The organism is Limimaricola cinnabarinus, from assembly GCF_002723615.1.
Lineage (GTDB): Bacteria > Pseudomonadota > Alphaproteobacteria > Rhodobacterales > Rhodobacteraceae > Limimaricola > Limimaricola cinnabarinus_B.
In genome coordinates, this window is the sequence record NZ_KZ304957.1 from 37,256 (window position 1) to 57,565 (window position 20,310).

At 69.0% G+C, this 20,310-nt stretch carries 23 protein-coding genes; 17 read left to right on the plus strand and 6 right to left on the minus strand.

The genetic code is table 11. From position 1 onward, the window contains the following. Positions 1-58: 58 nt before the first annotated feature. The 14 genes from CJ301_RS08900 to phbB all read left to right on the plus strand — a co-directional run bounded on the left by CJ301_RS08900 (position 59) and on the right by phbB (position 11,864). Positions 59-988, plus strand: coding sequence for an ABC transporter ATP-binding protein (locus CJ301_RS08900; protein WP_099276479.1), 930 nt, complete (start codon positions 59-61; stop codon positions 986-988). Next, positions 985-1,746, plus strand: a complete 762-nt coding sequence (locus CJ301_RS08905) for an ABC transporter permease (protein ID WP_099276481.1) — start codon at positions 985-987, stop codon at positions 1,744-1,746. Before CJ301_RS08900 ends, CJ301_RS08905 begins: the two co-directional genes overlap by 4 nt. A 37-nt stretch (positions 1,747-1,783) precedes the next feature. Continuing rightward, positions 1,784-2,578, plus strand: coding sequence for a S49 family peptidase (locus CJ301_RS08910; protein WP_099276483.1), 795 nt, complete (start codon positions 1,784-1,786; stop codon positions 2,576-2,578). After that, the gene (locus CJ301_RS08915) at positions 2,578-2,757 is read left to right on the plus strand and encodes a hypothetical protein (RefSeq protein ID WP_099276485.1); all 180 of its coding nucleotides are present in this window, start codon (positions 2,578-2,580) and stop codon (positions 2,755-2,757) included. Before CJ301_RS08910 ends, CJ301_RS08915 begins: the two co-directional genes overlap by 1 nt. Then, positions 2,757-3,698 (plus strand): calcium/sodium antiporter, encoded by a 942-nt coding sequence (locus CJ301_RS08920; protein WP_099276487.1) that lies wholly within the window; start codon positions 2,757-2,759, stop codon positions 3,696-3,698. The genes CJ301_RS08915 and CJ301_RS08920 overlap by 1 nt, the downstream gene beginning before the upstream one ends. Next, a complete protein-coding gene (locus tag CJ301_RS08925; RefSeq protein WP_099276489.1) occupies positions 3,695-4,477 on the plus strand; it encodes an SDR family oxidoreductase in 783 nt (260 codons plus the stop codon). Before CJ301_RS08920 ends, CJ301_RS08925 begins: the two co-directional genes overlap by 4 nt. Before the next feature lie 289 nt (positions 4,478-4,766). After that, positions 4,767-6,641 (plus strand): excinuclease ABC subunit UvrC, encoded by a 1,875-nt coding sequence (gene uvrC, locus CJ301_RS08930; RefSeq protein ID WP_099276706.1) that lies wholly within the window; start codon positions 4,767-4,769, stop codon positions 6,639-6,641. A 174-nt stretch (positions 6,642-6,815) separates the two neighbouring features. Beyond that, a complete protein-coding gene (gene pgsA, locus CJ301_RS08935) occupies positions 6,816-7,427 on the plus strand; it encodes a CDP-diacylglycerol--glycerol-3-phosphate 3-phosphatidyltransferase (protein ID WP_099276491.1) in 612 nt (203 codons plus the stop codon). Then, complete coding sequence (gene moaD, locus CJ301_RS08940) at positions 7,424-7,672, plus strand: molybdopterin converting factor subunit 1 (RefSeq protein ID WP_099276493.1); 249 nt, start codon at positions 7,424-7,426, stop codon at positions 7,670-7,672. The genes pgsA and moaD overlap by 4 nt, the downstream gene beginning before the upstream one ends. A 13-nt stretch (positions 7,673-7,685) precedes the next feature. Further along, positions 7,686-8,126, plus strand: a complete 441-nt coding sequence (locus CJ301_RS08945; RefSeq protein ID WP_099276495.1) for a molybdenum cofactor biosynthesis protein MoaE — start codon at positions 7,686-7,688, stop codon at positions 8,124-8,126. Between the two features lie 66 nt (positions 8,127-8,192). Continuing rightward, positions 8,193-8,999: an EAL domain-containing protein gene (locus CJ301_RS08950; protein ID WP_099276497.1), complete on the plus strand. Its 807-nt coding sequence runs from the start codon at positions 8,193-8,195 to the stop codon at positions 8,997-8,999. Between the two features lie 73 nt (positions 9,000-9,072). Then, complete coding sequence (locus tag CJ301_RS08955; protein ID WP_099276499.1) at positions 9,073-10,248, plus strand: acetyl-CoA C-acetyltransferase; 1,176 nt, start codon at positions 9,073-9,075, stop codon at positions 10,246-10,248. Between the two features lies 1 nt (position 10,249). After that, positions 10,250-11,080 (plus strand): patatin-like phospholipase family protein, encoded by an 831-nt coding sequence (locus tag CJ301_RS08960; protein WP_099276501.1) that lies wholly within the window; start codon positions 10,250-10,252, stop codon positions 11,078-11,080. Positions 11,081-11,138: 58 nt separating this feature from the next. Next, the gene (gene phbB / locus CJ301_RS08965; RefSeq protein WP_099276503.1) at positions 11,139-11,864 is read left to right on the plus strand and encodes an acetoacetyl-CoA reductase; all 726 of its coding nucleotides are present in this window, start codon (positions 11,139-11,141) and stop codon (positions 11,862-11,864) included. Between the two features lie 155 nt (positions 11,865-12,019). Here phbB and CJ301_RS08970 read toward each other — a convergent pair whose 3' ends face one another. The 3 genes from CJ301_RS08970 to CJ301_RS08980 form a co-directional block, all read right to left on the minus strand. Further along, a complete protein-coding gene (locus CJ301_RS08970) occupies positions 12,020-12,187 on the minus strand; it encodes a YdcH family protein (protein ID WP_099276505.1) in 168 nt (55 codons plus the stop codon). Positions 12,188-12,314: 127 nt separating this feature from the next. Next, entirely contained in the window at positions 12,315-13,079 is a 765-nt protein-coding gene (locus CJ301_RS08975) for a tRNA1(Val) (adenine(37)-N6)-methyltransferase (RefSeq protein ID WP_099276507.1), read from the minus strand. Further along, the gene (locus CJ301_RS08980; protein ID WP_099276708.1) at positions 13,057-13,272 is read right to left on the minus strand and encodes a putative signal transducing protein; all 216 of its coding nucleotides are present in this window, start codon (positions 13,270-13,272) and stop codon (positions 13,057-13,059) included. The genes CJ301_RS08975 and CJ301_RS08980 overlap by 23 nt, the downstream gene beginning before the upstream one ends. Before the next feature lie 49 nt (positions 13,273-13,321). Here CJ301_RS08980 and CJ301_RS08985 point away from each other — a divergent pair, with 49 nt between their 5' ends. Beyond that, a complete protein-coding gene (locus CJ301_RS08985) occupies positions 13,322-14,320 on the plus strand; it encodes a polyprenyl synthetase family protein (protein WP_099276509.1) in 999 nt (332 codons plus the stop codon). Here the strand turns inward: CJ301_RS08985 and CJ301_RS08990 are convergent. The 3 genes from CJ301_RS08990 to CJ301_RS09000 form a co-directional block, all read right to left on the minus strand. Beyond that, entirely contained in the window at positions 14,313-15,173 is an 861-nt protein-coding gene (locus CJ301_RS08990) for a 4-(cytidine 5'-diphospho)-2-C-methyl-D-erythritol kinase (RefSeq protein WP_099276511.1), read from the minus strand. The genes CJ301_RS08985 and CJ301_RS08990 overlap by 8 nt on opposite strands. A 2-nt stretch (positions 15,174-15,175) precedes the next feature. After that, complete coding sequence (locus CJ301_RS08995) at positions 15,176-16,807, minus strand: tetratricopeptide repeat protein (protein WP_254050113.1); 1,632 nt, start codon at positions 16,805-16,807, stop codon at positions 15,176-15,178. 176 nt (positions 16,808-16,983) lie between these two features. Further along, complete coding sequence (locus tag CJ301_RS09000) at positions 16,984-18,654, minus strand: electron transfer flavoprotein-ubiquinone oxidoreductase (protein WP_099276513.1); 1,671 nt, start codon at positions 18,652-18,654, stop codon at positions 16,984-16,986. A 210-nt stretch (positions 18,655-18,864) separates the two neighbouring features. Here CJ301_RS09000 and greA point away from each other — a divergent pair, with 210 nt between their 5' ends. Both greA and CJ301_RS09010 read left to right on the plus strand, forming a co-directional pair. Next, complete coding sequence (greA, locus tag CJ301_RS09005) at positions 18,865-19,335, plus strand: transcription elongation factor GreA (protein WP_099276515.1); 471 nt, start codon at positions 18,865-18,867, stop codon at positions 19,333-19,335. A 28-nt stretch (positions 19,336-19,363) separates the two neighbouring features. Beyond that, entirely contained in the window at positions 19,364-20,308 is a 945-nt protein-coding gene (locus CJ301_RS09010; RefSeq protein WP_099276517.1) for a hypothetical protein, read from the plus strand. The last annotated feature ends 2 nt before the right edge of the window (positions 20,309-20,310 follow it).

The following is a 20,310-nucleotide window of genomic DNA, read 5'->3' on the forward strand; positions in this document are numbered from 1 at the left end:
GTTTCGCGCCTCGGGGCAGGGGGCTATCGTCGCGCCAAGCAGGCGAAAGGTTTAGAAGATGCCCCCCATCGTGTCGGTTCGCGACCTGACCAAGAGTTACGCGGGCGGCTTCACCGCCCTCGATCACGTGTCGCTCGAGATCGAGCAGGGCGAGATCATCGCGCTGCTCGGCCCCAACGGCGCGGGCAAGACGACGCTCATCTCCACCATCTGCGGCATCACCATGCCCTCGGGCGGCACGGTCGAGGTCGGCGGCCACGACGTGGTGCGCGACTGGCGAAAGGCGCGCGACCTGATCGGCCTCGTGCCGCAGGAGATCGCGCTCGAGCCGTTCTCGACCGTGTGGAACAACGTCCGCTTCACCCGCGGCCTGTTCGACCGCAAGCGCGACGACGCGCATCTGGAGCGTCTGCTGCGCGACCTGTCGCTGTGGGAGAAACGCGACGCCAAGGTGATGGAGCTGTCGGGCGGCATGAAGCGCCGGGTGCTGATCGCCAAGGCGCTGAGCCACGAGCCGAAGATCCTGTTTCTCGACGAGCCGACGGCGGGTGTCGACGTGGAGCTGCGCAAGGATATGTGGCGCGTGGTCGAGCGGCTGCGCGAGGAGGGGGTGACGATCATCCTCACCACCCATTACATCGAGGAGGCCGAGGCCATCGCCGACCGGATCGGGGTCATCTCCAAGGGGCGGATCATGCTGGTCGAGCGCACCGAGGACCTGATGGCGCGGCTGGGGCGCAAGGAGCTTCGGATCGAGCTGGCCGAGCCCGTCGCCGAACTGCCGCAATCGCTGCGGCGCGAGGGGCTGCTGCGCGCCGAGGACGGAACGGCGCTGATCTACACCTATGACACCCATGCCGAGCGCACCGGCATCACCGCGCTTCTGGCCGACATCCAGGCGGCGGGGTTGCAGCTCACCGATCTTTCCACCAGCAATTCCAGCCTCGAAGAGATCTTCGTGGGCCTCGTCAAGGAGGACGCGGCATGAATCTCGGCGCCGTCACCGCGATCTACAAGGCCGAGATGGCCCGCTTCTTCCGCACGCTTCTGCAAAGCTTCATCTCGCCCGTGATCTCGACCTCGCTCTATTTCGTGGTCTTCGGCTCGGCCATCGGCAGCCGCATGGACCGGGTCGAGGGGGTGGAATACGCGGCCTTCATCATTCCGGGGCTGATCATGCTCTCGGTGATGACGCAGGCGACCTCGAACGCCAGCTTCGCGATCTATTTCCCGAAATTCATCGGCACGATCTACGAATACCTCTCCGCCCCGATCAGCTTTCTGGAGGTGACGCTGGGTTTCGTCGGCGCGGCGGCGACCAAGGCGCTGTTCATCGGCCTTGTGATCCTCGCCACCTCGTTCCTCTTCGTCGATTTCACCATATTGCACCCGGTCTCGATGCTGGCCTTCCTGATCCTGACCTGCATCAGCTTCTCGCTTCTGGGCTTCATCATCGGCATCTGGGCCAGGAATTTCGAACAGCTGCAGCTGATCCCGCTTCTGGTGATCACGCCGCTCGTCTTTCTCGGCGGCAGCTTCTACTCGATCTCGATGCTGCCGCCCGCCTGGCAGGTCGTCACCCGGTTCAACCCGGTGGTCTACCTGATCTCGGGCTTTCGCTGGTCCTTCTTCGGGCAGGCCGACGTCTCCATCGGGGTGAGCCTCGCGGCGATCGGGCTCTTTACCGCGATCTGCCTCGGGATCATCTGGCTGATTTTCCGCACCGGCTGGCGCATCCGCTCATGACCTTGTGATGGGGGCGGGCGCGGCCTAGATGTCAGCCATGATGAACTGGCTGCCGTTTCGCCCCAAGGGCCCTCTCGTTTCCGTCATCCGCCTGCAGGGCGCGATCGGCGCCACAGGCACGGGCCTGAGCGACGCGGGCACCGCCGCGATGATCGAAAAGGCGTTCCGGCGCGGCAAGCCCGCCGCCGTCGCCATCGAGATCAACTCGCCCGGCGGCTCGCCGGTGCAATCGGCGCTGATCGCCGCGCGCATCCGCAGGCTGGCCGAGGAAAAGGACATCCCCGTCATCGCCTTCGTCGAGGATGTGGCGGCCTCGGGGGGCTATTGGCTGGCGGCGGCGGCCGATGAGATCATCGTCGATCGCGGCTCGATCATGGGCTCCATCGGCGTGATCTCGGCGGGCTTCGGCGCGCATGAGCTTCTGGCGCGCAACGGCGTCGAGCGGCGGGTCCACACCGCCGGGAAATCCAAGAGCTTCCTCGATCCGTTCCGCCCCGAAAGGCCCGAGGACGTGGCCCGGCTCGAAGGCTGGCTCGAGGAGATGCACGACTATTTCATCGACCATGTGAAGACCCGGCGCGGCGCGAAGCTCGCCGACGACCCGGACCTCTTCACCGGCGAGATCTGGATCGGCGCGCGGGCGGTGGAAAAGGGGCTCGCCGACGGGATCGGGCATCTCGTGCCGACCCTGAAGGCGCGCTTCGGCGACAAGATGCGCCTGCGCCGCCATGCCCGCAAGCGGCCCTTGCTGACGCGCTTCGGCGCGGGGCTGGCGCAGGATGCGCTGGGTGGCATCGAGGAGCGCGCGGGCTTCGCCCGCTTCGGTCTTTGATGCTGATCAAGATCGTCACGCTGTTTCTGGTGGGCATGATCCTGCTCGCCATGTTCGGAAAACTGCGGCTGCCCAAGGGGCGGGGCCCCAGGGGCCTCATCGGGCGCGGCCGCTGCGCCGCCTGCGGGCGGCCGAGGATAGGCAAGGGGCCGTGCCCCTGCGGAAAGGACAGACTTTGATGGACTGGCTGTTGGTGGCGGCGGGGCTCGTGCTCCTCGTCTTCGCGGGGGATGCCCTGGTGAAAGGGGCGGTGAACCTCGCTTTGCGCCTCGGCATCCCGGCGCTGATCGTATCGCTCACCGTGGTGGCCTTCGGCACCTCCGCGCCCGAGCTGCTGGTCTCGATCGACGCGATCCTCAAGGGCACGCCGGGCATCGCGCTGGGCAACGTCGTCGGCTCCAACGTGGCCAACGTGCTTCTGGTTCTCGGCGTCCCGGCGCTGATCACCACGCTGCATGCCAGCGGCGGCTCCGACACGCGGTCGAGCTTTCTGCAGATGATGGCGGCCACGGCGCTGTTCATGGCGCTGGCCTTCACCGGCGTGTTCTCCTGGTGGGCGGGGCTCTTGCTGCTGGCGGCGCTGGCGGCGATGCTGCTCTATGCCGCGCGGGTGGCGCACAGCCACCGCAATGGCGGCACGAAGGAGGAAGAGGTCGAGGGCGCGGACCCGAAGATGCATGGCTGGAAGGTCGCGGCCTATCTTTTGGCCGGTATCGTCGGCCTGCCCGTGGGGGCCGATCTTCTGGTGACCGGCGCGGTTTCGATCGCCGAGACCTTCGGCATTTCCGACACCGCGATCGGCCTGACCCTCGTCGCCATCGGCACCTCGCTGCCCGAGCTGGCCACCACCGTCATGGCCGCGATCCGGCGCGAGGCCGACGTGGCGATGGGCAACGTGATCGGCTCCAACATGTTCAACCTTCTGGGCATCATCGGCGTGGCGAGCCTCGTCGGCCCGATCCCGGTGGCCTCTGACGTCATGGGCTTCGATCTGTGGGTGATGCTGGCGGCCTCGCTCCTGCTGGTGCCCTTCGTCTACATGGGGCGCGACGTGACGCGCGGCTGGGGCGTGGCGCTGACCGCGCTCTATGTCGGCTACGGCGTGACGGTGCTGGCATGAGAGCGCGGGCGCTCGTCACCGGCGCCGGCGCGCGGCTGGGCCGCGCCATGGCGCTCGATCTGGGCCGTCGCGGCTTTGACGTGATCGTGCATTACAACACCTCGAAGGACCCGGCCGAGGAGGTCGTGGCCGAGATCCGCGCCATGGGCCGCGAGGCGCATGCGCTGGGCGCGGATCTGCTCGACGAGGCGGCGGTGCAGGCGCTGATCCCGCGCGCCGTCGAGGCCCTGGACGGGCCGATCACCTGCCTCGTCAACTCCGCCTCGATCTTCGAATATGACGACATCGAAAGCGGCACCCGCGACAGCTGGGACCGGGCGATGGAGAGCAACCTGCGCGCGCCGGTGGTGCTGACCCAGAAGGTGGCCGAGCAGATCGCCGCGCCCGCCCGCGACGCGCGCGGCGAGCCGGTGGCCCGGGGCCTCGTGGTCAACATCATCGACCAGCGGGTGCGCAAGCTGACGCCCGATTTCATGTCCTACACCATCGCCAAGATGGGGCTGTGGGCCTTCACCCGCACCGCCGCGCAGGCGCTGGCCCCGAGGCTCAGGGTCAACGCGATCGGCCCCGGCCCGACGCTGCAGGGCGCCAACCAGAGCGACGAGCACTACGCCGGACAGCGCGCCAACACGGTGCTGCAACGCGGCTCCAACCCCGAGGACATCTGCGCGGCGCTGGGCTATTTCATCGACGCGCCGGGGGTGACGGGGCAGCTTCTCTGCGTCGATGGCGGCCAGCATCTGGGCTGGCGGACCCCGGATATCCAGGGGCGCAACTGATCTCGCGGGCAGCCCCGTCCACGGGGCTGTCCACCGGGGCTGTGCGCAAGGCCGCGCGGCGCGGCATGGGGATGAAAGATCCACGGACCGCCGGTGTTTCCCCTGCGAAAACAGGTAATTGGCATTGCCCATTTTTTGGGCAAACCCATCAACCCCCTGACACTCCAAGGCTTATCCCTGCCGTCCCGCCGCTATCCACCCGCTTATCCCCAGAAACGGTGGACAGCTTTGCACATGACGCAGGGACGACTAGATTGCAGGACCAGCGCACGATGCCGATATGGACCGCATGACCGACACTCAGACCGATACGCCGAAGACCCCGCTGACCGGCCACGCGCTGATCCGTTCGCAGCTGCGGCTGATCGACGGCTCGCCGGGCGTCTACCGCATGCTCGATGCCGAAAGCCGCGTGCTTTATGTCGGCAAGGCGCGCAACCTGCGCGCGCGCGTGTCGAGCTATGCCCGGCCCGCGGGCCATTCGGGGCGCATCTCGCGGATGATCCGCGAAACCGCCTCGATGATGTTCCTCACCACCCGGACCGAGACCGAGGCGCTGCTTCTGGAGCAGAACCTCATCAAGCAGCTCAAGCCGCGCTACAACGTGCTTCTGCGCGACGACAAGTCGTTTCCGAACATCCACATCTCGGATCACGACTTCCCGCAGATCGGCAAGCATCGCGGCGCGCGCAAGGGCGCGGGGCAGTTCTTCGGCCCCTTCGCCAGCGCGGGCGCGGTGAACCGGACGCTCAACCAGCTGCAAAAGGCGTTCCTCTTGCGCAACTGCACCGATTCGGTGTTCGAGGGGCGCACCCGGCCCTGCCTCCTGCACCAGATCAAGCGCTGCTCGGCGCCCTGCACGGGCGAGATCAGTGCCGAGGATTATGCCGGGAGCGTCAGGGACGCGGTGCGCTTTCTGTCGGGCAAGTCGACGCAGGTGCAGGAGGTGCTGGGCCGCCAGATGGCCGAGGCCTCCGAGAACATGGAGTTCGAACGCGCCGCCGCGCTGCGCGACCGGATCCGCGCGCTGACGCAGGTGCAGACCGCGCAGGGCATCAACCCGCGCGGCGTCTCGGAGGCCGACGTGATCGCGCTGCATGTCGAGGGAGGTCAGGCCTGCGTTCAGGTCTTCTTCATCCGCGGCAACCAGAACTGGGGCAACCGCGACTATTACCCGCGCGTGTCGGGCGAGGAGGACCCCTCGGAGGTCATGCAGGCCTTCGTCGGGCAGTTCTACGCCGACCGCGAACCGGCCCGGCAGCTGATCCTGAGCCACGGGCTCGACGATCCCGACCTGATGATCGAGGCGCTGAGCGAGAAGCTCGGCCGCAAGGTCGAGGTGATCGTGCCGCAGCGGGGCGAAAAGGCCGAGCTGGTCGAGGGGGCGGCGCGCAACGCCCGCGAAAGCCTCGCACGCAAGATGAGCGAGACGGCGACCCAAGGAAAGCTGCTGCGCGGCCTGGCCGAGGCCTTCGGCCTCGACGAGCCGCCGCGCCGGATCGAGGTCTATGACAACTCCCACATCATGGGCACCGATGCCGTGGGCGGCATGATCGTCGCGGGGCCGGAGGGCTTCGAGAAGAGCCAGTACCGCAAGTTCAACATCAAGGGCACCGAGATCACGCCGGGCGACGATTTCGGCATGATGAAGGAGGTGCTGACCCGCCGCTTCGCGCGGCTCCTCAAGGAGGACCCCGGCCGCGAGAGCCCGGCCTGGCCCGACCTTCTGCTGATCGATGGCGGCGCGGGGCAGGTGAGCGCGGTGCAGGAGATCCTCGACGAGATGGGCATCGACGACGTGGCGATGATCGGCGTGGCCAAGGGGGTCGACCGCGACCACGGCAAGGAGGAGTTCTACCGCACCGGCATGCGGCCCTTCGCCCTGCCGCGCAACGACCCTGTCCTCTACTTCGTGCAGCGCCTGCGCGACGAGGCGCACCGCTTCGCCATCGGCACCCACCGCGCCAAGCGGGCCAAGGCGGTGGGGGCGACCCCGCTCGACGAGATCGCGGGCGTGGGCGCTACGCGCAAGCGCGCACTGCTCGCGCATTTCGGCTCGGCCAAGGCGGTGAGCCGCGCCAACCTCGCCGATCTCAAGGCGGTGCAGGGCATCTCGGAAAGCCTCGCGGAGAAGATCTACGGCCATTTTCACGAAAGCGGCTGACGGCAGGGGGGCTGTTTCATCTTTCCGAAAATACGCATGGCGCGCCGCTGCGGCCGCGCGCCCGGCCAAACCGTCATGCCATGCGTATTTGAAGAAAGATGAAAGGGACGGACGGCCAGCAGAATGGCGGCGCGGCTATGGCAAGACCGGGGGGAGCGCGCTATCTCTTGGCGCATGACATGGACCTTGCCCAATATTCTCACCGTCCTGCGGCTTCTGGCAGCTCCCGGCGTCGCGGTGATGTTCCTTTTCTTCCTGCGGCCATGGGCCGACTGGTTCGCGCTGGTGCTCTTCGTCGTGGCCGCCGTGACCGATTTCGTCGATGGCTACCTCGCCCGCGCCTGGAAGCAGGAGTCGAAGTTCGGCGCGATGCTCGACCCGATCGCCGACAAGGCGATGGTGATCATCGCGCTTCTGGTCATCACCGGCTTTTCGGGCATGAACCCGTGGATCCTGCTGCCCGCGACGCTGATCCTGTTCCGCGAGGTCTTCGTCTCGGGGCTGCGCGAGTTTCTCGGCGCCAAGGCGGGGCTGTTGCAGGTCACCAAGCTCGCCAAGTGGAAGACCACCGCGCAGATGGTCGCCATCGCGGTGCTGTTCTCCACCGGCGCCTTCGAGCATGGCGGCCATGAGATCGGCTCCGTCATCAGCTGGTGGACCGGCATCGTGCTGCTGTGGCTTGCCGCGGTCCTGACGCTGATGACCGGATGGGATTATTTCTCCAAGGCGCTGCCCTTCCTGCGCGACGCGCCGCAGCCCGACCCGTCGGAGCGGCGCGTGCCATGATCGAGATCGTCTATTTCGCATGGGTGCGCGAGCGGATCGGCCTGCCGCGCGAACGGATCGAGACCGGTGCCGCCACGGTGGCCGATCTGGTCGAGGAGCTGCGCGGCCGCGAGGAGCGCTATGCCGCGGCCTTTTCGGACGTCTCGGCGCTGCGCGTGGCGCTCGACCAGGAGCTGTCGGAGTTCGAGGCGAGCCTGTCGGGCGTGCGCGAGGTGGCGTTCTTTCCGCCGATGACCGGCGGCTGAGGAGGGGGCGGGCATGAAGATTTCGGTGCAGGAGGGGCCGTTCGACGCGGGCGCCGAGCTCGACGCCTTCAGCCATGGCCGCCACGAGGTCGGCGCGGTGGTGAGCTTTACCGGCATCGTGCGCGACCGCGAGGGCGGGCTGGTCGCCATGGAGATCGAGCACTACCCGGGCATGACCGAGAAGGCGATCGCGAAGATCGCCGAAAAGGCCCGGGCGCGCTGGGATCTGGCCGATATCCTGGTGATCCACCGCTTTGGATCGCTGCCCTTGGGCCAGCCGATCATGATGGTGGCCACCGCCGCCGCGCATCGCCGCGCCGCCTTCGAGGCGGCGGAGTATCTGATGGACTACCTCAAGTCGCGCGCGCCCTTCTGGAAGAAGGAGGTGACGCGGTCGGGGGAGCATTGGGTCGAGGCGACGCCCGAGGACGAGGACGCGCTCTCGCGCTGGTAGCGGCTTTCACCTCGTCTTAAGCGGTATCGCCCATTCTGGCGCCCATTGCCGCAGACGGGGGTCGCCATGCCGCTTGAAACCGATCAGCCCACCGATCCCTTCTCACAGGCGCAGGCGCTCGATCTGGCCGACATCCCGCGCATGGTGCGCGCAGCGCTGGCCGAGCGGCGCACCGAGCTGGCCTATCAGCCGGTGATGGTGGCCGCGAGCGGCGCGATCGCCTTTCACGAGGGGCTGATCCGGCTGCGCGATCATGCCGGGCGGCTGCTGCCGGCGCGGCATTTCCTTCCGGGCGTGGAGGAGACGGCGCTGGGCCGTGATCTCGACCGCGCCGCGCTGCGCGAGGGGCTGGAAGCGCTGCGCCGCGCGCCCGGCCTGCGATTGTCGGTCAACATGTCGGCCCGCTCGATCGGCGACGGGCGCTGGCGGCGGACGCTGCTCGACGGGCTGGGGCGGGGTCCGGGGATCGGCGAGCGGCTGATCCTCGAGATCTCCGAAAGCTCGGCCATGACCCTGCCCGAGGTGGTCTGCCGCTTCATGGCCGAGATGCGCCCGCGCGGTGTGAGCTTCGCGCTTGATGAGTTCGGCGCGGGCCAGACCGCCTTTCGACACCTGCGGGATTTTCTCTTCGATCTCGTCAAGATCGACGCGCATTTCGTGCGCGGCATAGAGGAAGACCCGGACAACGAGGTGCTCTGCGCCGCGCTGGTCGCGGTGGCGCGGCAGTTCGGCATGGCCAGCGTCGCCTGCGGCGTGGAGACCGAAAAAGAGGCGGAGCGGCTCGCCGGGATCGGCGCGGAATGCCTGCAGGGCTATCTTTGCGGCCGCCCGGCGCGCCAGCCCCGGCCCGCGGCGCGAATGGCGTTGCCCTGAGGATCGAGGCTGCTAGGCTCGGCCCCGATCCGGAAGCCCGGCACGTGCCGGCCCGTCTGTCAGGGAGAGTTTCATGACCAATGTCGTAATCGCTTCGGCCGCCCGCACCGCCGTGGGCAGCTTTGGTGGTGCCTTCGCCAACACGCCCGCGCATCAGCTCGGCGCCGCCGTGCTCGAAGAGGTCGTCAGCCGCGCCGGTGTCGACAAGTCCGAAGTGAGCGAGACCATTCTCGGCCAGGTGCTGACCGCCGCACAGGGCCAGAACCCGGCGCGCCAGGCGCATATCCTCGCCGGTCTGCCGCAGGAAAGCGCCGCCTGGGGGCTCAACCAGGTCTGCGGTTCGGGCCTGCGCGCCGTCGCACTCGCCGCGCAGCACATCCAGCTCGGCGATGCCAGCATCGTCTGCGCCGGCGGGCAGGAGAGCATGTCGCTCGCCCCCCATGCCCAGACGCTGCGGCAGGGCCAGAAGATGGGCGACATCAAGCTCACCGACACGATGATCAAGGACGGCCTCTGGGACGCCTTCAACGACTACCACATGGGCACCACGGCCGAGAACGTGGCCACCCGCCACCAGATCACCCGCGAGATGCAGGACGAGTTCGCCGTCGCCTCGCAGAACAAGGCCGAGGCCGCCCAGAAGGACGGGCGCTTCAAGGACGAGATCGTCCCCTTCACCGTCAAGACCCGCAAGGGCGACATCACCACCGATGCCGATGAATACATCCGCCACGGCGCCACGATCGACGCCATGGCCAAGCTGCGCCCGGCCTTCTCCAAGGAAGGCAGCGTGACGGCGGCCAACGCCTCGGGCCTCAATGACGGCGCGGCGGCGACGCTGCTGATGAGCGTCGAGGAGGCCGAGCGCCGCGGCATCAAACCCCTGGGCCGCATCGCCGCCTATGCCACCGCCGGTCTCGACCCGGCCTATATGGGCGAGGGGCCGATCTATGCCTCGAAGAAGGCGCTGGAAAAGGCGGGCTGGTCGGTCGACGATCTCGACCTGATCGAGGCGAACGAGGCCTTTGCCGCGCAGGCGCTCGCGGTCAACAAGCAGATGGGCTGGGACCCCGAGAAGGTGAACGTCAATGGCGGCGCCATCGCCATCGGCCACCCGATCGGCGCCTCGGGCGCCCGCGTGCTGGTGACGCTGCTGCACGAGATGCAGCGCCGCGACGCCAAGAAGGGCCTCGCCACGCTGTGCATCGGCGGCGGCATGGGTGTCGCGCTGTGCATCGAGCGCGACTGAGATGAGCGACTGGACCGCGCCCCGGCAGCTCGTCTTCTCGGGGGGCGGCCTGCGCTGCTTCTGGCAGGGGGGCTTCATGGAGACCCTCGGCCGGCACGCGGCCATCGCGCCCGAACGCGTCGTCGGGGTCTCGGGCGGCGCGCTTTCGGCGGCGACGCATGTCGCCGGGCGCGAGCGCAAGCTGCTCGACGCGATGTGCGACGCCTTCGAGGCGCAGGACAGCAACCTCTTCGACCGCGAGAAGGGCAGCATCAGCCCGCATCAGCGGATCTATTGCGAGGTGGTGTCGCGGGTGCTCGACGAGGAGGCGGCCCGCCTTGTCGCCGAAGGGCCGCAGACGCAGATCCTGATCGCGCATCCGCCCGCCTCCGGCCTGCCCAAGCTCAGCGGCGTGGCCGCGACCGTGGCCTATGAGGCGGAGCTGCACCTGGTCAATTCGCCGCATTTCTCATGGGCGGCCAGGCTCGGGCTCGATTGCAGCCTCGTCGATGCGCGCGCCGCCGCGCGCGAGGGGCGGCTCGTCGATCTGGTCTGCGCGGCGGCGGTGATCCCGCCGGTGTTCGAGCCGCCCGACTGGGATGGACGCCCCGTGGTCGATGGCGGCATGGCCGACCAGGCGCCGATGCCCGAGCCCGACGAGGGCGAGACGCTGGTGCTTTTGACCCGGCGCTACCGCAAGTTGCCGCAGGTGCCGGGGCGGCGCTACGTGATGCCCTCGTACGAGACGCCCGCCGACAAGATCGATTTCACCGATCCCGACAAGCTGCGCCGCACCTGGGACCAGGGCGCGCGCGACGCAAAAGCCTTTTGTCAGGAGGTTGGGCTTGCTTGACCCGACGTGATGCGAAAGGGTCGGGGGGAAGCAATTCGCAAGACGAGGGAGATCGGGAATGGCGAGAACGGCACTGGTGACAGGGGGCAGCCGCGGCATCGGCGCGGCGATTTCCAAGGCGCTGAAGGCAGAGGGCCATAGGGTCGTCGCAACCTATGCGGGCAATGACGAAAAGGCGCGCGCCTTCACCGAGGAGACCGGCATCGCCACCTACAAATGGGATGTGGGCGATTACGAGGCCTGCAAGGAGGGCATCGCCAGGGTCGAGGAAGAGCACGGGCCGGTCGACATTCTCGTCAACAATGCCGGCATCACCCGCGACGCGCCGTTTCACAAGATGACCCCGCAGCAATGGCGCGAGGTGATCGACACCAACCTCACCGGCCTGTTCAACATGACCCATTGCGTCTGGCCCGGCCTGCGCGAGCGCAAGTTCGGCCGGATCGTCAACATCTCCTCGATCAACGGCCAGAAGGGCCAGTTCGCCCAGGCCAACTACGCCGCCGCCAAGGCAGGCGACATCGGCTTCACCAAGGCGCTGGCGCAGGAGGGCGCGCGCGCCGGCATCACCGTCAACGCGATCTGCCCGGGCTACATCAACACCGAGATGATGAGCACCATCCCCGAGAAGGTGATGAACGAGGTGATCCTGCCGCAGATCCCGGTCGGGCGGCTGGGCGAGGCCGAGGAGATCGCGCGCTGCGTGGTGTTCCTCTCCTCCGAGGATGCGGGCTTCGTCACCGGTTCGACGCTCTCGGCCAATGGCGGGCAGTATCTCGCCTGATGGCTGATAGGAGGGGGCGGGATATCGGCCCCTCCCTTCAGATAAAGCAGCGCCCGTCGCGTGAGCGGCGGGCGCTTTTCGGAAACAAGGTGTCTGTCACGAGGGTCGGGCCCCGAGGGGCATGTGCCGGGCGCGCGGCCCGGCATGGGGCCAGCCTAGTGCGGGCTGAGACGCGTGATCTCTTCCTTCAGCATGAGCTTGCGCTTCTTCATCTGAGCGATCTCGATGTCGCTCGTGGCGGGCGACCTTTGCGCCATCTCCACTTCCTGCGAAAGCGACTGGTGTTTGCGGCGCAGTTCCTCCAGATGCGATGTCAGGCTCATAGGCTGTCTCCTGTGTCTGGTTGCGACAAGGACAGTCGAGCACGGTTTTGCAATTCTGTCACCTGAGAGATGCGACGCAATCGACCTTTATTGTCGCGATGCGCGAAATCTTGCGTGATCTGCGCCTCTAGATGCGCAAGATTCCTCCATCGCGCAAAATAGTTTCGGCCTCGGGGGTGAAATCGGCGGCGTCCGACAGATGCCGCGCCCCGGCATGCAGCACCAGCGGCGCGGCGAGTCGGAAGGCGGCGCGGCCGCTCTGGCGCGCCGTCACCACCACCCGCTCCGCATCACGCCCGGCGCGCGAGACGAGCGGGCGCAGCGCGATGCCGCCCATCCGGCCATGCAGCGCGGCGATGATCTCGGGCAGCCGGTCGGCGCGCTGGATCAGCGTCAGCCGCCCCAGCGGCGCCACCCGGCGCGCCATCGCATCGACCCATGCCGCCATCGGCAGCGGCGCGCCGAAGGCGGTCTCCTTGGCCGGGTTTGGCGCGGGGCGCGAATGGGCGCGGTCGAAATAGGGCGGGTTGGCGATGACATGATCGAATCGCCGCGCCTTGAGCGCGGCGGGCAGGGCGCGCAGATCGGCGGTGTGGATCTCGGCTTGCGCGCCGTTCAGCGCGGCGTTGCGGCGCGCCAGATCGGCATAGGCGGGCTGGATCTCCGCGCCCCAGAGCGCCAGATCAGGCACCCGCGCGGCCAGGCACATCAGCGCCGCGCCCGCGCCGCAGCCCAGCTCCAGCACGCTCTGGCCCGGCTCGGCCTCGACGGCGGCGGCAAGCAGCACCGGGTCGGTCCCCGCCCGGTAGCCGCGCCGCGGCTGCAACAGCGTCACCCGCCCGCCGAGAAAGGCGTCGCGGGTCAGCGCCTCATCGGCCCAGGTCGACGTCATTGTCGCGCATCGCCCGTTCGGCGGCGGCATGGTCGGCACTGCGCACCATCAGGCGCCGCGGCAATATGCCGATGCTGCCTTCGAGGATGCTCGTGTTTACGTCCCACTCGAAGCAGTCTATACCCTCGCCGTTCAATAGGGCGGTGGCAAAAGCGATGACCGTCGGGTCGTTGCTGCGCAAAAGCTCTTTCATCCGCAACCAGCTAGGGCGTTTCGGCGCCCTTGTCGAGAAGACCGCCGCCATGGACCTCGCCACGCCGACAGCAAAGCCGCATGACCGCCTCGCCCATGCCCTCTCGGAGGACATGCAGGCCGTCAACGCGATGATCCGAGAGCGCATGGCCTCCGAGCATGCGCCACGCATTCCCGAGGTGACCGCGCATCTGGTCGAGGCGGGGGGCAAGCGGCTGCGGCCGATGCTGACGCTCGCCGCGGCGCGGCTGTGCGGCTATGACGGCCCCTATCACATCCACCTCGCCGCGACGGTGGAGTTCATCCACACCGCGACGCTCCTGCATGACGACGTGGTCGACGACAGCAAGCAGCGGCGCGGCCGGCCCACGGCGAACCTGCTGTGGGACAACACCTCCTCGGTGCTGGTAGGCGATTATCTCTTCGCCCGCTCGTTCCAGGTGATGGTCGAGACCGGCTCGCTGCGGGTGCTGGGCATCCTGTCGAACGCCTCGGCCACCATCGCCGAGGGCGAGGTGCTGCAGCTCACCGCGGCGCGCAATCTGGAGACCACCGAAGAGACCTATCTGCGGGTGGTGCGCGGCAAGACGGCGGCGCTGTTCTCGGCCGCGACCGAGGTGGGCGGCATCATCGCCGCCGCGCCCGAGCCGCATGTCGCGGCGCTGCGCGCTTACGGCGACGCGCTCGGCATCGCCTTCCAGATCGTCGACGACCTGCTCGATTATGGCGGCACGGCGGCGATCGGCAAGGCGCTCGGCGACGATCTGCGCGAGGGCAAGCTGACGCTGCCGGTGATCCGGGCGCTGGCGCAGGCCGACGAGGAGGAGCGCGCCTTCTGGAGCCGCACCATCGGCAAGGGCCGGGTCGAGGCGGGCGATCTCGACCGCGCGCAGGCGATCCTCGCGCGGCACGGCGCGCTGGAAAGCACGCGCCAGACCGCGCTCGACTGGGCCGAGCGCGCGCGCCTCAGCCTGCGCGCGCTGCCGGACCACCCCTTGAGCGAGATGCTCGAGGATCTGGCGAGCTACGTGGTCGAGCGGATCAGCTGAGCAGCGGCGCCGGCGCCACCCACCAGCCCATTTCCGACAGCTGGATCGCGCGGGCGACCTGCCGCGCGCGGCCCATGTCGCGGGTGAGGCCGACGCAGGTCGCGCCCGAGCCCGACATCACCGCGAGATCGACACCGGGCATGGCGCGGAGCCGCTTGAGCGCGCGGGCGATCTCGGGCGCCAGCGCCTCGGCCGGGGCCTGCAGATCGTTGCGCTGCGCGGCCAGCCATTCGACGAAGCCCTCGTAATCGAGCCGCGCGGGCATCTCCGCCATGGGGGCGTTGTCCGACTGCGCGAGCTTGTCGAAGACCTGTCCCGTCGGCACCTCGACGCCGGGATTGACGAGCACCAGCCCGCAGCCGGGCAGGGCGGGCAACGGGGTCAGGCTTTCGCCGATGCCGCGCATCCGTGCCGGGGCCGGGGCATGGAGGCAGACCGGCACGTCGGCCCCGAGTTCGAGCACGATCGGATCGTCGGGCGCGAAATTCTCGACCCCCCAGACCTGGCTCAGAAGCCGCAGCGCCGCCGCGGCATCCGACGAGCCGCTGCCGATGCCCGCGGCATGGGGCAGCGTCTTGGTCAGCTTGATCCGCGCGCCCTGCGCCACGCCGCGCGTGGCCTGCAGCACCCGCGCGGCGCGCAGGATGGAGTTGCTCTCGTCGACCGGCACGCCCTTGGAAAAGGGCCCCATCACCTCGAGTGTCAGGTCGGTCGCGGGCAGGGCGGTCAGCTGATCGCCCACCCCGGCAAAGGCGACGAGGCTGTCGAGCAGGTGATAGCCCCCGGCGCGCAGCCCGGTGACATGCAGGGCGAGATTGATCTTGGCCGGTGCCAGCCCCTTGTCGAGCGCCATGGTCATTGCCCCCCCGCGACCTGCCGGAGCGGCACGCCGCCCTCGGCGGCGATCACCGCATCGAGCCCCTTTTCGAGCTTGGCCCGGATGCGGCTGGCCTCCTCGGGCGCGGGCTCGAAGGACAGCGCGCGCTGCCATTGAAACCGCGCCTCGGTCTGGCGGCCCACCGCCCAGTAGCCATCGCCCAGATGATCGTTGACGACCGGGTCCACCGGCTCCAGCTCGGCGGCGCGTTCGAGATGGCCCACCGCCTCCTCGTAGCGGCCGAGCTTGAACTGCGCCCAGCCGAGGCTGTCGACGATCGCGCCGTTGTCGGGCTGGCTGCGCACCGCGCGTTCGATCATGTCGAGCGCCTCGTCGAGCGATTCGCCACGCTCGACCAGCGAATAGCCGAGGAAATTGAGCACCTCGGCGCGGTCGGGGTCGATCTCGAGCGCGGCGCGGAAATCGGCCTCCGCGCCGGGCCAGTCGTCCTGCTCGTGCCGGGCGATGCCGCGCATGTAGTAGAGCCACCAGGCGGCATCCTCGCCCGCCAGGTCCAGAGCGGCGCTGTAGGCGGCCTCGGCGGCGGCGACATCGCCGCGGACGCGCTGCAGATCGCCGATCGCCACCTGCACCTCGGCCAGCTCCGGCGCCGCGCGCGACAGCTGTTCGAGCACCTCGAGCGCGCGGCTGGGCTCGCCCGCCCGGCGCAGCGCCGCGGCGCGGCCAAGCTCGGCGGTGACATGGGCGGGATGGTCCTCGGGCACCTCGGCATAGGCCTGCTGCGCCAGATCCATCCGGCCGGCCCGCTCCAGCAGCTGCGCGGTGACCAGCAGCGCCTCGACCCGGTCGGGATCGAGCGCCAGCGCCGCGCGGGCGTAAAGCAGCGCGAAGGCCCCCGGCGTCTCGTTGCCCAGCGCGCCCGCGACGCTGACATAGAGATCGGAGAGGCCCTCGACGGCGGTGGTGACGTCATCGAGGGTGGCGTCGGGATCCTGCGCGAGGCGCGTGCGCAGCGCCCCGAGGATCGCGTCGCCGCGCCCGACCCGGTCGAGCAGCGCCAGCGCCTCCTCGTGCCGGTCGAGACGCCCCAGAATGCGGGCATGGGCGGTGACGACCTGCCGGCTCAGCGGCAGCCCGTTCTCCGGCGCGGCGGCGAGGATCGCCTCGGCGGCCGAGAGATCGCCCGCCACCGCCAGCGCCAGCGCCTTGTGATAGAGGCCGAAGCCGCTCAGGCCGGGGGTTTCGATCACCTCGTCGAAGGCCGAGAGCGCCTGGTCCATGCGGCCCTGCCCGAGCCGGGCCCAGGCGCGGGTCAGCCCGTCGGCCAGCGGGCCGACGCCGTGACCGGCCTCCAGAAGATCGAAGATCTCGTCCCAGTCGCCGCGCTTCGCCGCGTCGATCTGCAGCAGCATGTTGGCGACGGGGCTGGGCGCGCCGGTCTCGCGCAGCCGCTCGGCCAGGGGCATCGCCGCCTCCGCCTCGCCCGAGGCCAGAAGCCCGCCGATCGCCCCTTCGAGCAGGGCGGGGTTGCGCGGATCGGCGCCGAGCGCGGTCTCGAACCAGTCTGCGGCGGCCTCGTAATCCTGCGCCGCGGCGGCGGCGCGGGCGGCAAGATAGGGGCCCGCATCGGTGCGGGCGCTCTGGGCCATCGCCGGGGCAGGGGCGAAAGGGGCTGACAGGATCCCGGCCGTCACGGCCAAGGCCCGCAGGCTTCGGGTCACCATCATTCTGCTCCTGCCGTTCCGGTCTTGGTGTTGTCGGGCAGGCTAGAGAGGCCGGCGGGGCCGCGCAATGCGGGTTCCCGCCGACCGGCGGATATCCGCGATCACATGTTCGGGTAGTTCGGCCCGTCGCCGCCCTGCGGCACCGTCCAGACGATGTTCTGGCTGGGGTCCTTGATGTCGCAGGTCTTGCAGTGGACGCAGTTCTGGAAATTGATCACGAATTCCGGCCCGTCCTCCTTCTCGACCACCTCGTAGACCCCGGCCGGGCAGTAGCGCTGCGCCGGCTCGGCATAGACCGGCAGGTTCTTCTGGATCGGGACGCTCGGATCCTTGAGCTTCAGATGGCAGGGCTGGCTTTCCTCGTGGTTGGTGCCCGAGAAGCTGACATTGGTCAGCCGGTCGAAGCTCAGCACGCCGTCGGGCTTGGGATAGACGATCTCCTTGTGATCCTTGGCGGGCTCGGTCGCCTCGGCGTCGGACTTGCCATGGCCCATCGTGCCCATCAGCGAGAAGCCCAGCGTGTTGGTCCACATGTCGAAGCCGCCCAGCACCATGGAGGCGGTGAGCCCCCAGCGCGACCAGAGCGGCTTGACGTTGCGCACCCGCTTGAGGTCCTTGCCGATCGCGCCCTCGCGCACCGCCGCGTCGTAGCCTTCGAGCACGTCGCCCGAGCGGCCCGCCCTGATCGCCTCATGCGCGGCCTCGGCGGCGTGGATGCCCGAGAGCATGGCGTTGTGATTGCCCTTGATGCGCGGCACGTTGACCATGCCCGCGGCGCAGCCCAGGAGCGCGCCGCCCGGGAAGGCGGTTTTCGGGAGCGACTGCCAGCCGCCCTCGGTGATCGCGCGGGCGCCGTAGGCCACGCGCTTGCCGCCCTTCAGAAGCTCGGCCACCACCGGGTGGTGCTTGAAGCGCTGGAACTCCTGATAGGGGCGCAGATAGGGGTTCTTGTAGCCCAGATGCACCACGAAGCCGACATAGACCTGGTTGTTGTCGAGATGGTAGATGAACGAGCCGCCGCCGGCGTTCTTCTCCAGCGGCCAGCCCATGGTGTGCTCGACCCGGCCCTCATGGTGCTTGGCGGGGTCGATCTCCCAGATCTCCTTCATGCCGAGCCCGTATTTCTGCGGCTCGCGGCCCTGGGCCAGATCGAAGCGCTCGATCGCCTGCTTGGAGAGCGAGCCGCGCACGCCTTCGCCCAGGAAGACGTATTTGCCCAAAAGCTCCATGCCCGGCTCGTAGCCCGGCCCCGGCGTGCCGTCCGGGTTCTTGCCGAATTCGCCCGCGACCACGCCCGCGACGCGGCCATCCTCGCCCCAGACGATCTCCGAGCAGGCCATGCCGGGAAAGATCTCGACGCCGAGCGCCTCGGCCTGCTCGGCCATCCAGCGGCAGACATTGCCCATCGAGACGATGTAGTTGCCGTGGTTGTTCATCAGCGGCGGCATCGCGATGTTGGGGATGCGCACCGAGCCGCCTTCGCCCAGCATCAGGAAGCGGTCTTCCTTGACCGGCACGGTGATCGGCGCGCCCATCTCGCGCCAGTCGGGCAGAAGCCGGTCGAGGCCGCAAGGGTCGAGCACCGCGCCCGACAGGATATGCGCGCCGACCTCGGAGCCCTTTTCCAGCACCACGACGGAGGTTTCGGGGTCGAGCTGCTTGAGGCGGATCGCCGCCGAGAGGCCCGCGGGCCCCGCGCCGACGATCACCACGTCGTATTCCATCGCCTCGCGCTCGGGGCGGGTCTCGGTCTGGCTGGTGGCTTCGGTCATGGCGGTGTCCCTGTTGGCTCTCCTGCTCCGCGCAAAGGCCTATCGCATGCGCCCGACACGCACAATTGCGACCCCGCGCCATGCGGGCCCGAAGCCGTCCCCGGAGACGGGCCCGAAACCAGCCCCGGAGACGGGCTTGACTTCGTCCCGCCCGGCGGGGTTAGAACGTCCGGTGTTGCACGGCCCCGCATGGGGGAAAGGCTGTAGAAAATGGAAAAGATCCCGCTGACGCGCGCCGGTTTTGCCAAGATCGACGCGGAGCTGAAGCACCTGAAGACGGTCGAGCGCCCGGAGATCATCGCGGCGATCTCGGAGGCGCGCGCGCATGGCGACCTTTCCGAGAACGCCGAGTATCATTCGGCCAAGGAAAAGCAGAGCTTCATCGAGGGCCGGATCAAGGAGCTCGAAGGGGTGATCGGCCTGGCCGACGTGATCGACACCTCGAAGATGTCGGGCTCGATCAAGTTCGGCGCGACCGTCAAGCTCGTCGACGAGGACACCGACGAAGAGAAGACCTACCAGATCGTCGGCGAATACGAGGCCGATATCGAGCAGGGCCGTCTCAACATCAAGTCGCCGCTGGCGCGCGCCCTGATCGGCAAGGATGAGGGCGACAGCGTCGAGGTGCGCACGCCGGGCGGCGAGAAGTCCTACGAGATCCTGAGCGTCAGCTATTCGTGAGGCCGCGCGAGCGGCCCGGAAGGGCGGTATGAGCGACGATCCCGAACTCCCGCAGCCCACCGAGGCACCGTCCTCCGCCCATGCCCTGCCATGGGAGCGGATGGGCCGCGCCGAGCGCATCGCCGCCGGGGCGAGCCTGCTCTGGGCGCTGGGCGCCGGGCTGGCCATGGCGCTGGGCGGGGCGACGCTGGTCGGGCCGGTGCTGGTCGTGGTGGTGCCGGTGGCGCTCTTGTGGATCGGGCTTTTCGCGAGCCATGCCTCGCGCAGCGCGCGCGAGGAATCGCACCGCCTGCGGGCCGAGATCCAGACCCTGCAGCGCAGCCTGCGCACGCAGGCGCGCGGCGGCGGGCTGCCGGCCGAGCTCGACCGGCGGCTTGCCGGGATCGAGCGCGCGGCGCGCCAGACCGAGACGGCGCTGGCGGGATTCGGCGTGATGCGCCCCGAGCCCGCCCCCGAGGCCGAACCCGAAACACCGGCCCCTGCGCCCGAACCCGCCCCGACGCTGGGCCGGGCCGAGCTGGCGCGGGCGCTGAACTTTCCCGACAGCGACCAGGATCTCGAAGGGTTTGCCGCCTTGCGCGCCGCCTTGCGCGACACCCGCGCGCGCCAGCTCATCCAGGCCAGCCAGGACGTGCTGACGCTGCTGAGCCAGGACGGCATCTACATGGACGACCTCGCGCCGCCGCCCGCGCCCGCCGAGGCCTGGCGCGCGCTGGCCCAAGGCGCGCGCGGCGCGCCGCTCGCGCCGCTGGCGGAGGGGCTCGACGCCCAAGGCATGGCCGGGATCGCGACCGCGCGGATGGGCGAGGACACGATCTTTCGCGACACGGCGCAGCATTTCCTGCGGCTGTTCGACCGGATGCTCGACGATTACTGCGACGGCGCGGAGGACGATGAGATCGCGCTTCTGGCCGAAACCCGGACCGGGCGCGCCTTCCGGCTGCTCGGCGCGGCGGCGGGCAACTTCTCCTGAGG

What these genes read in the sequence shown, in the direction of transcription:
- CJ301_RS08900 (WP_099276479.1), top strand. Translation starts at nt 59, where the DNA reads ATGCCCCCCATCGTGTCGGTTCGCGACCTGACCAAGAGTTACGCGGGC.
- CJ301_RS08905 (WP_099276481.1), top strand. Translation starts at nt 985, where the DNA reads ATGAATCTCGGCGCCGTCACCGCGATCTACAAGGCCGAGATGGCCCGC.
- CJ301_RS08910 (WP_099276483.1), top strand. Translation starts at nt 1,784, where the DNA reads ATGATGAACTGGCTGCCGTTTCGCCCCAAGGGCCCTCTCGTTTCCGTC.
- CJ301_RS08915 (WP_099276485.1), top strand. Translation starts at nt 2,578, where the DNA reads ATGCTGATCAAGATCGTCACGCTGTTTCTGGTGGGCATGATCCTGCTC.
- CJ301_RS08920 (WP_099276487.1), top strand. Translation starts at nt 2,757, where the DNA reads ATGGACTGGCTGTTGGTGGCGGCGGGGCTCGTGCTCCTCGTCTTCGCG.
- CJ301_RS08925 (WP_099276489.1), top strand. Translation starts at nt 3,695, where the DNA reads ATGAGAGCGCGGGCGCTCGTCACCGGCGCCGGCGCGCGGCTGGGCCGC.
- uvrC (WP_099276706.1), top strand. Translation starts at nt 4,767, where the DNA reads ATGACCGACACTCAGACCGATACGCCGAAGACCCCGCTGACCGGCCAC.
- pgsA (WP_099276491.1), top strand. Translation starts at nt 6,816, where the DNA reads ATGACATGGACCTTGCCCAATATTCTCACCGTCCTGCGGCTTCTGGCA.
- moaD (WP_099276493.1), top strand. Translation starts at nt 7,424, where the DNA reads ATGATCGAGATCGTCTATTTCGCATGGGTGCGCGAGCGGATCGGCCTG.
- CJ301_RS08945 (WP_099276495.1), top strand. Translation starts at nt 7,686, where the DNA reads ATGAAGATTTCGGTGCAGGAGGGGCCGTTCGACGCGGGCGCCGAGCTC.
- CJ301_RS08950 (WP_099276497.1), top strand. Translation starts at nt 8,193, where the DNA reads ATGCCGCTTGAAACCGATCAGCCCACCGATCCCTTCTCACAGGCGCAG.
- CJ301_RS08955 (WP_099276499.1), top strand. Translation starts at nt 9,073, where the DNA reads ATGACCAATGTCGTAATCGCTTCGGCCGCCCGCACCGCCGTGGGCAGC.
- CJ301_RS08960 (WP_099276501.1), top strand. Translation starts at nt 10,250, where the DNA reads ATGAGCGACTGGACCGCGCCCCGGCAGCTCGTCTTCTCGGGGGGCGGC.
- phbB (WP_099276503.1), top strand. Translation starts at nt 11,139, where the DNA reads ATGGCGAGAACGGCACTGGTGACAGGGGGCAGCCGCGGCATCGGCGCG.
- CJ301_RS08970 (WP_099276505.1), bottom strand. Translation starts at nt 12,187, where the DNA reads ATGAGCCTGACATCGCATCTGGAGGAACTGCGCCGCAAACACCAGTCG.
- CJ301_RS08975 (WP_099276507.1), bottom strand. Translation starts at nt 13,079, where the DNA reads ATGACGTCGACCTGGGCCGATGAGGCGCTGACCCGCGACGCCTTTCTC.
- CJ301_RS08980 (WP_099276708.1), bottom strand. Translation starts at nt 13,272, where the DNA reads ATGAAAGAGCTTTTGCGCAGCAACGACCCGACGGTCATCGCTTTTGCC.
- CJ301_RS08985 (WP_099276509.1), top strand. Translation starts at nt 13,322, where the DNA reads ATGGACCTCGCCACGCCGACAGCAAAGCCGCATGACCGCCTCGCCCAT.
- CJ301_RS08990 (WP_099276511.1), bottom strand. Translation starts at nt 15,173, where the DNA reads ATGGCGCTCGACAAGGGGCTGGCACCGGCCAAGATCAATCTCGCCCTG.
- CJ301_RS08995 (WP_254050113.1), bottom strand. Translation starts at nt 16,807, where the DNA reads ATGGCCCAGAGCGCCCGCACCGATGCGGGCCCCTATCTTGCCGCCCGC.
- CJ301_RS09000 (WP_099276513.1), bottom strand. Translation starts at nt 18,654, where the DNA reads ATGACCGAAGCCACCAGCCAGACCGAGACCCGCCCCGAGCGCGAGGCG.
- greA (WP_099276515.1), top strand. Translation starts at nt 18,865, where the DNA reads ATGGAAAAGATCCCGCTGACGCGCGCCGGTTTTGCCAAGATCGACGCG.
- CJ301_RS09010 (WP_099276517.1), top strand. Translation starts at nt 19,364, where the DNA reads ATGAGCGACGATCCCGAACTCCCGCAGCCCACCGAGGCACCGTCCTCC.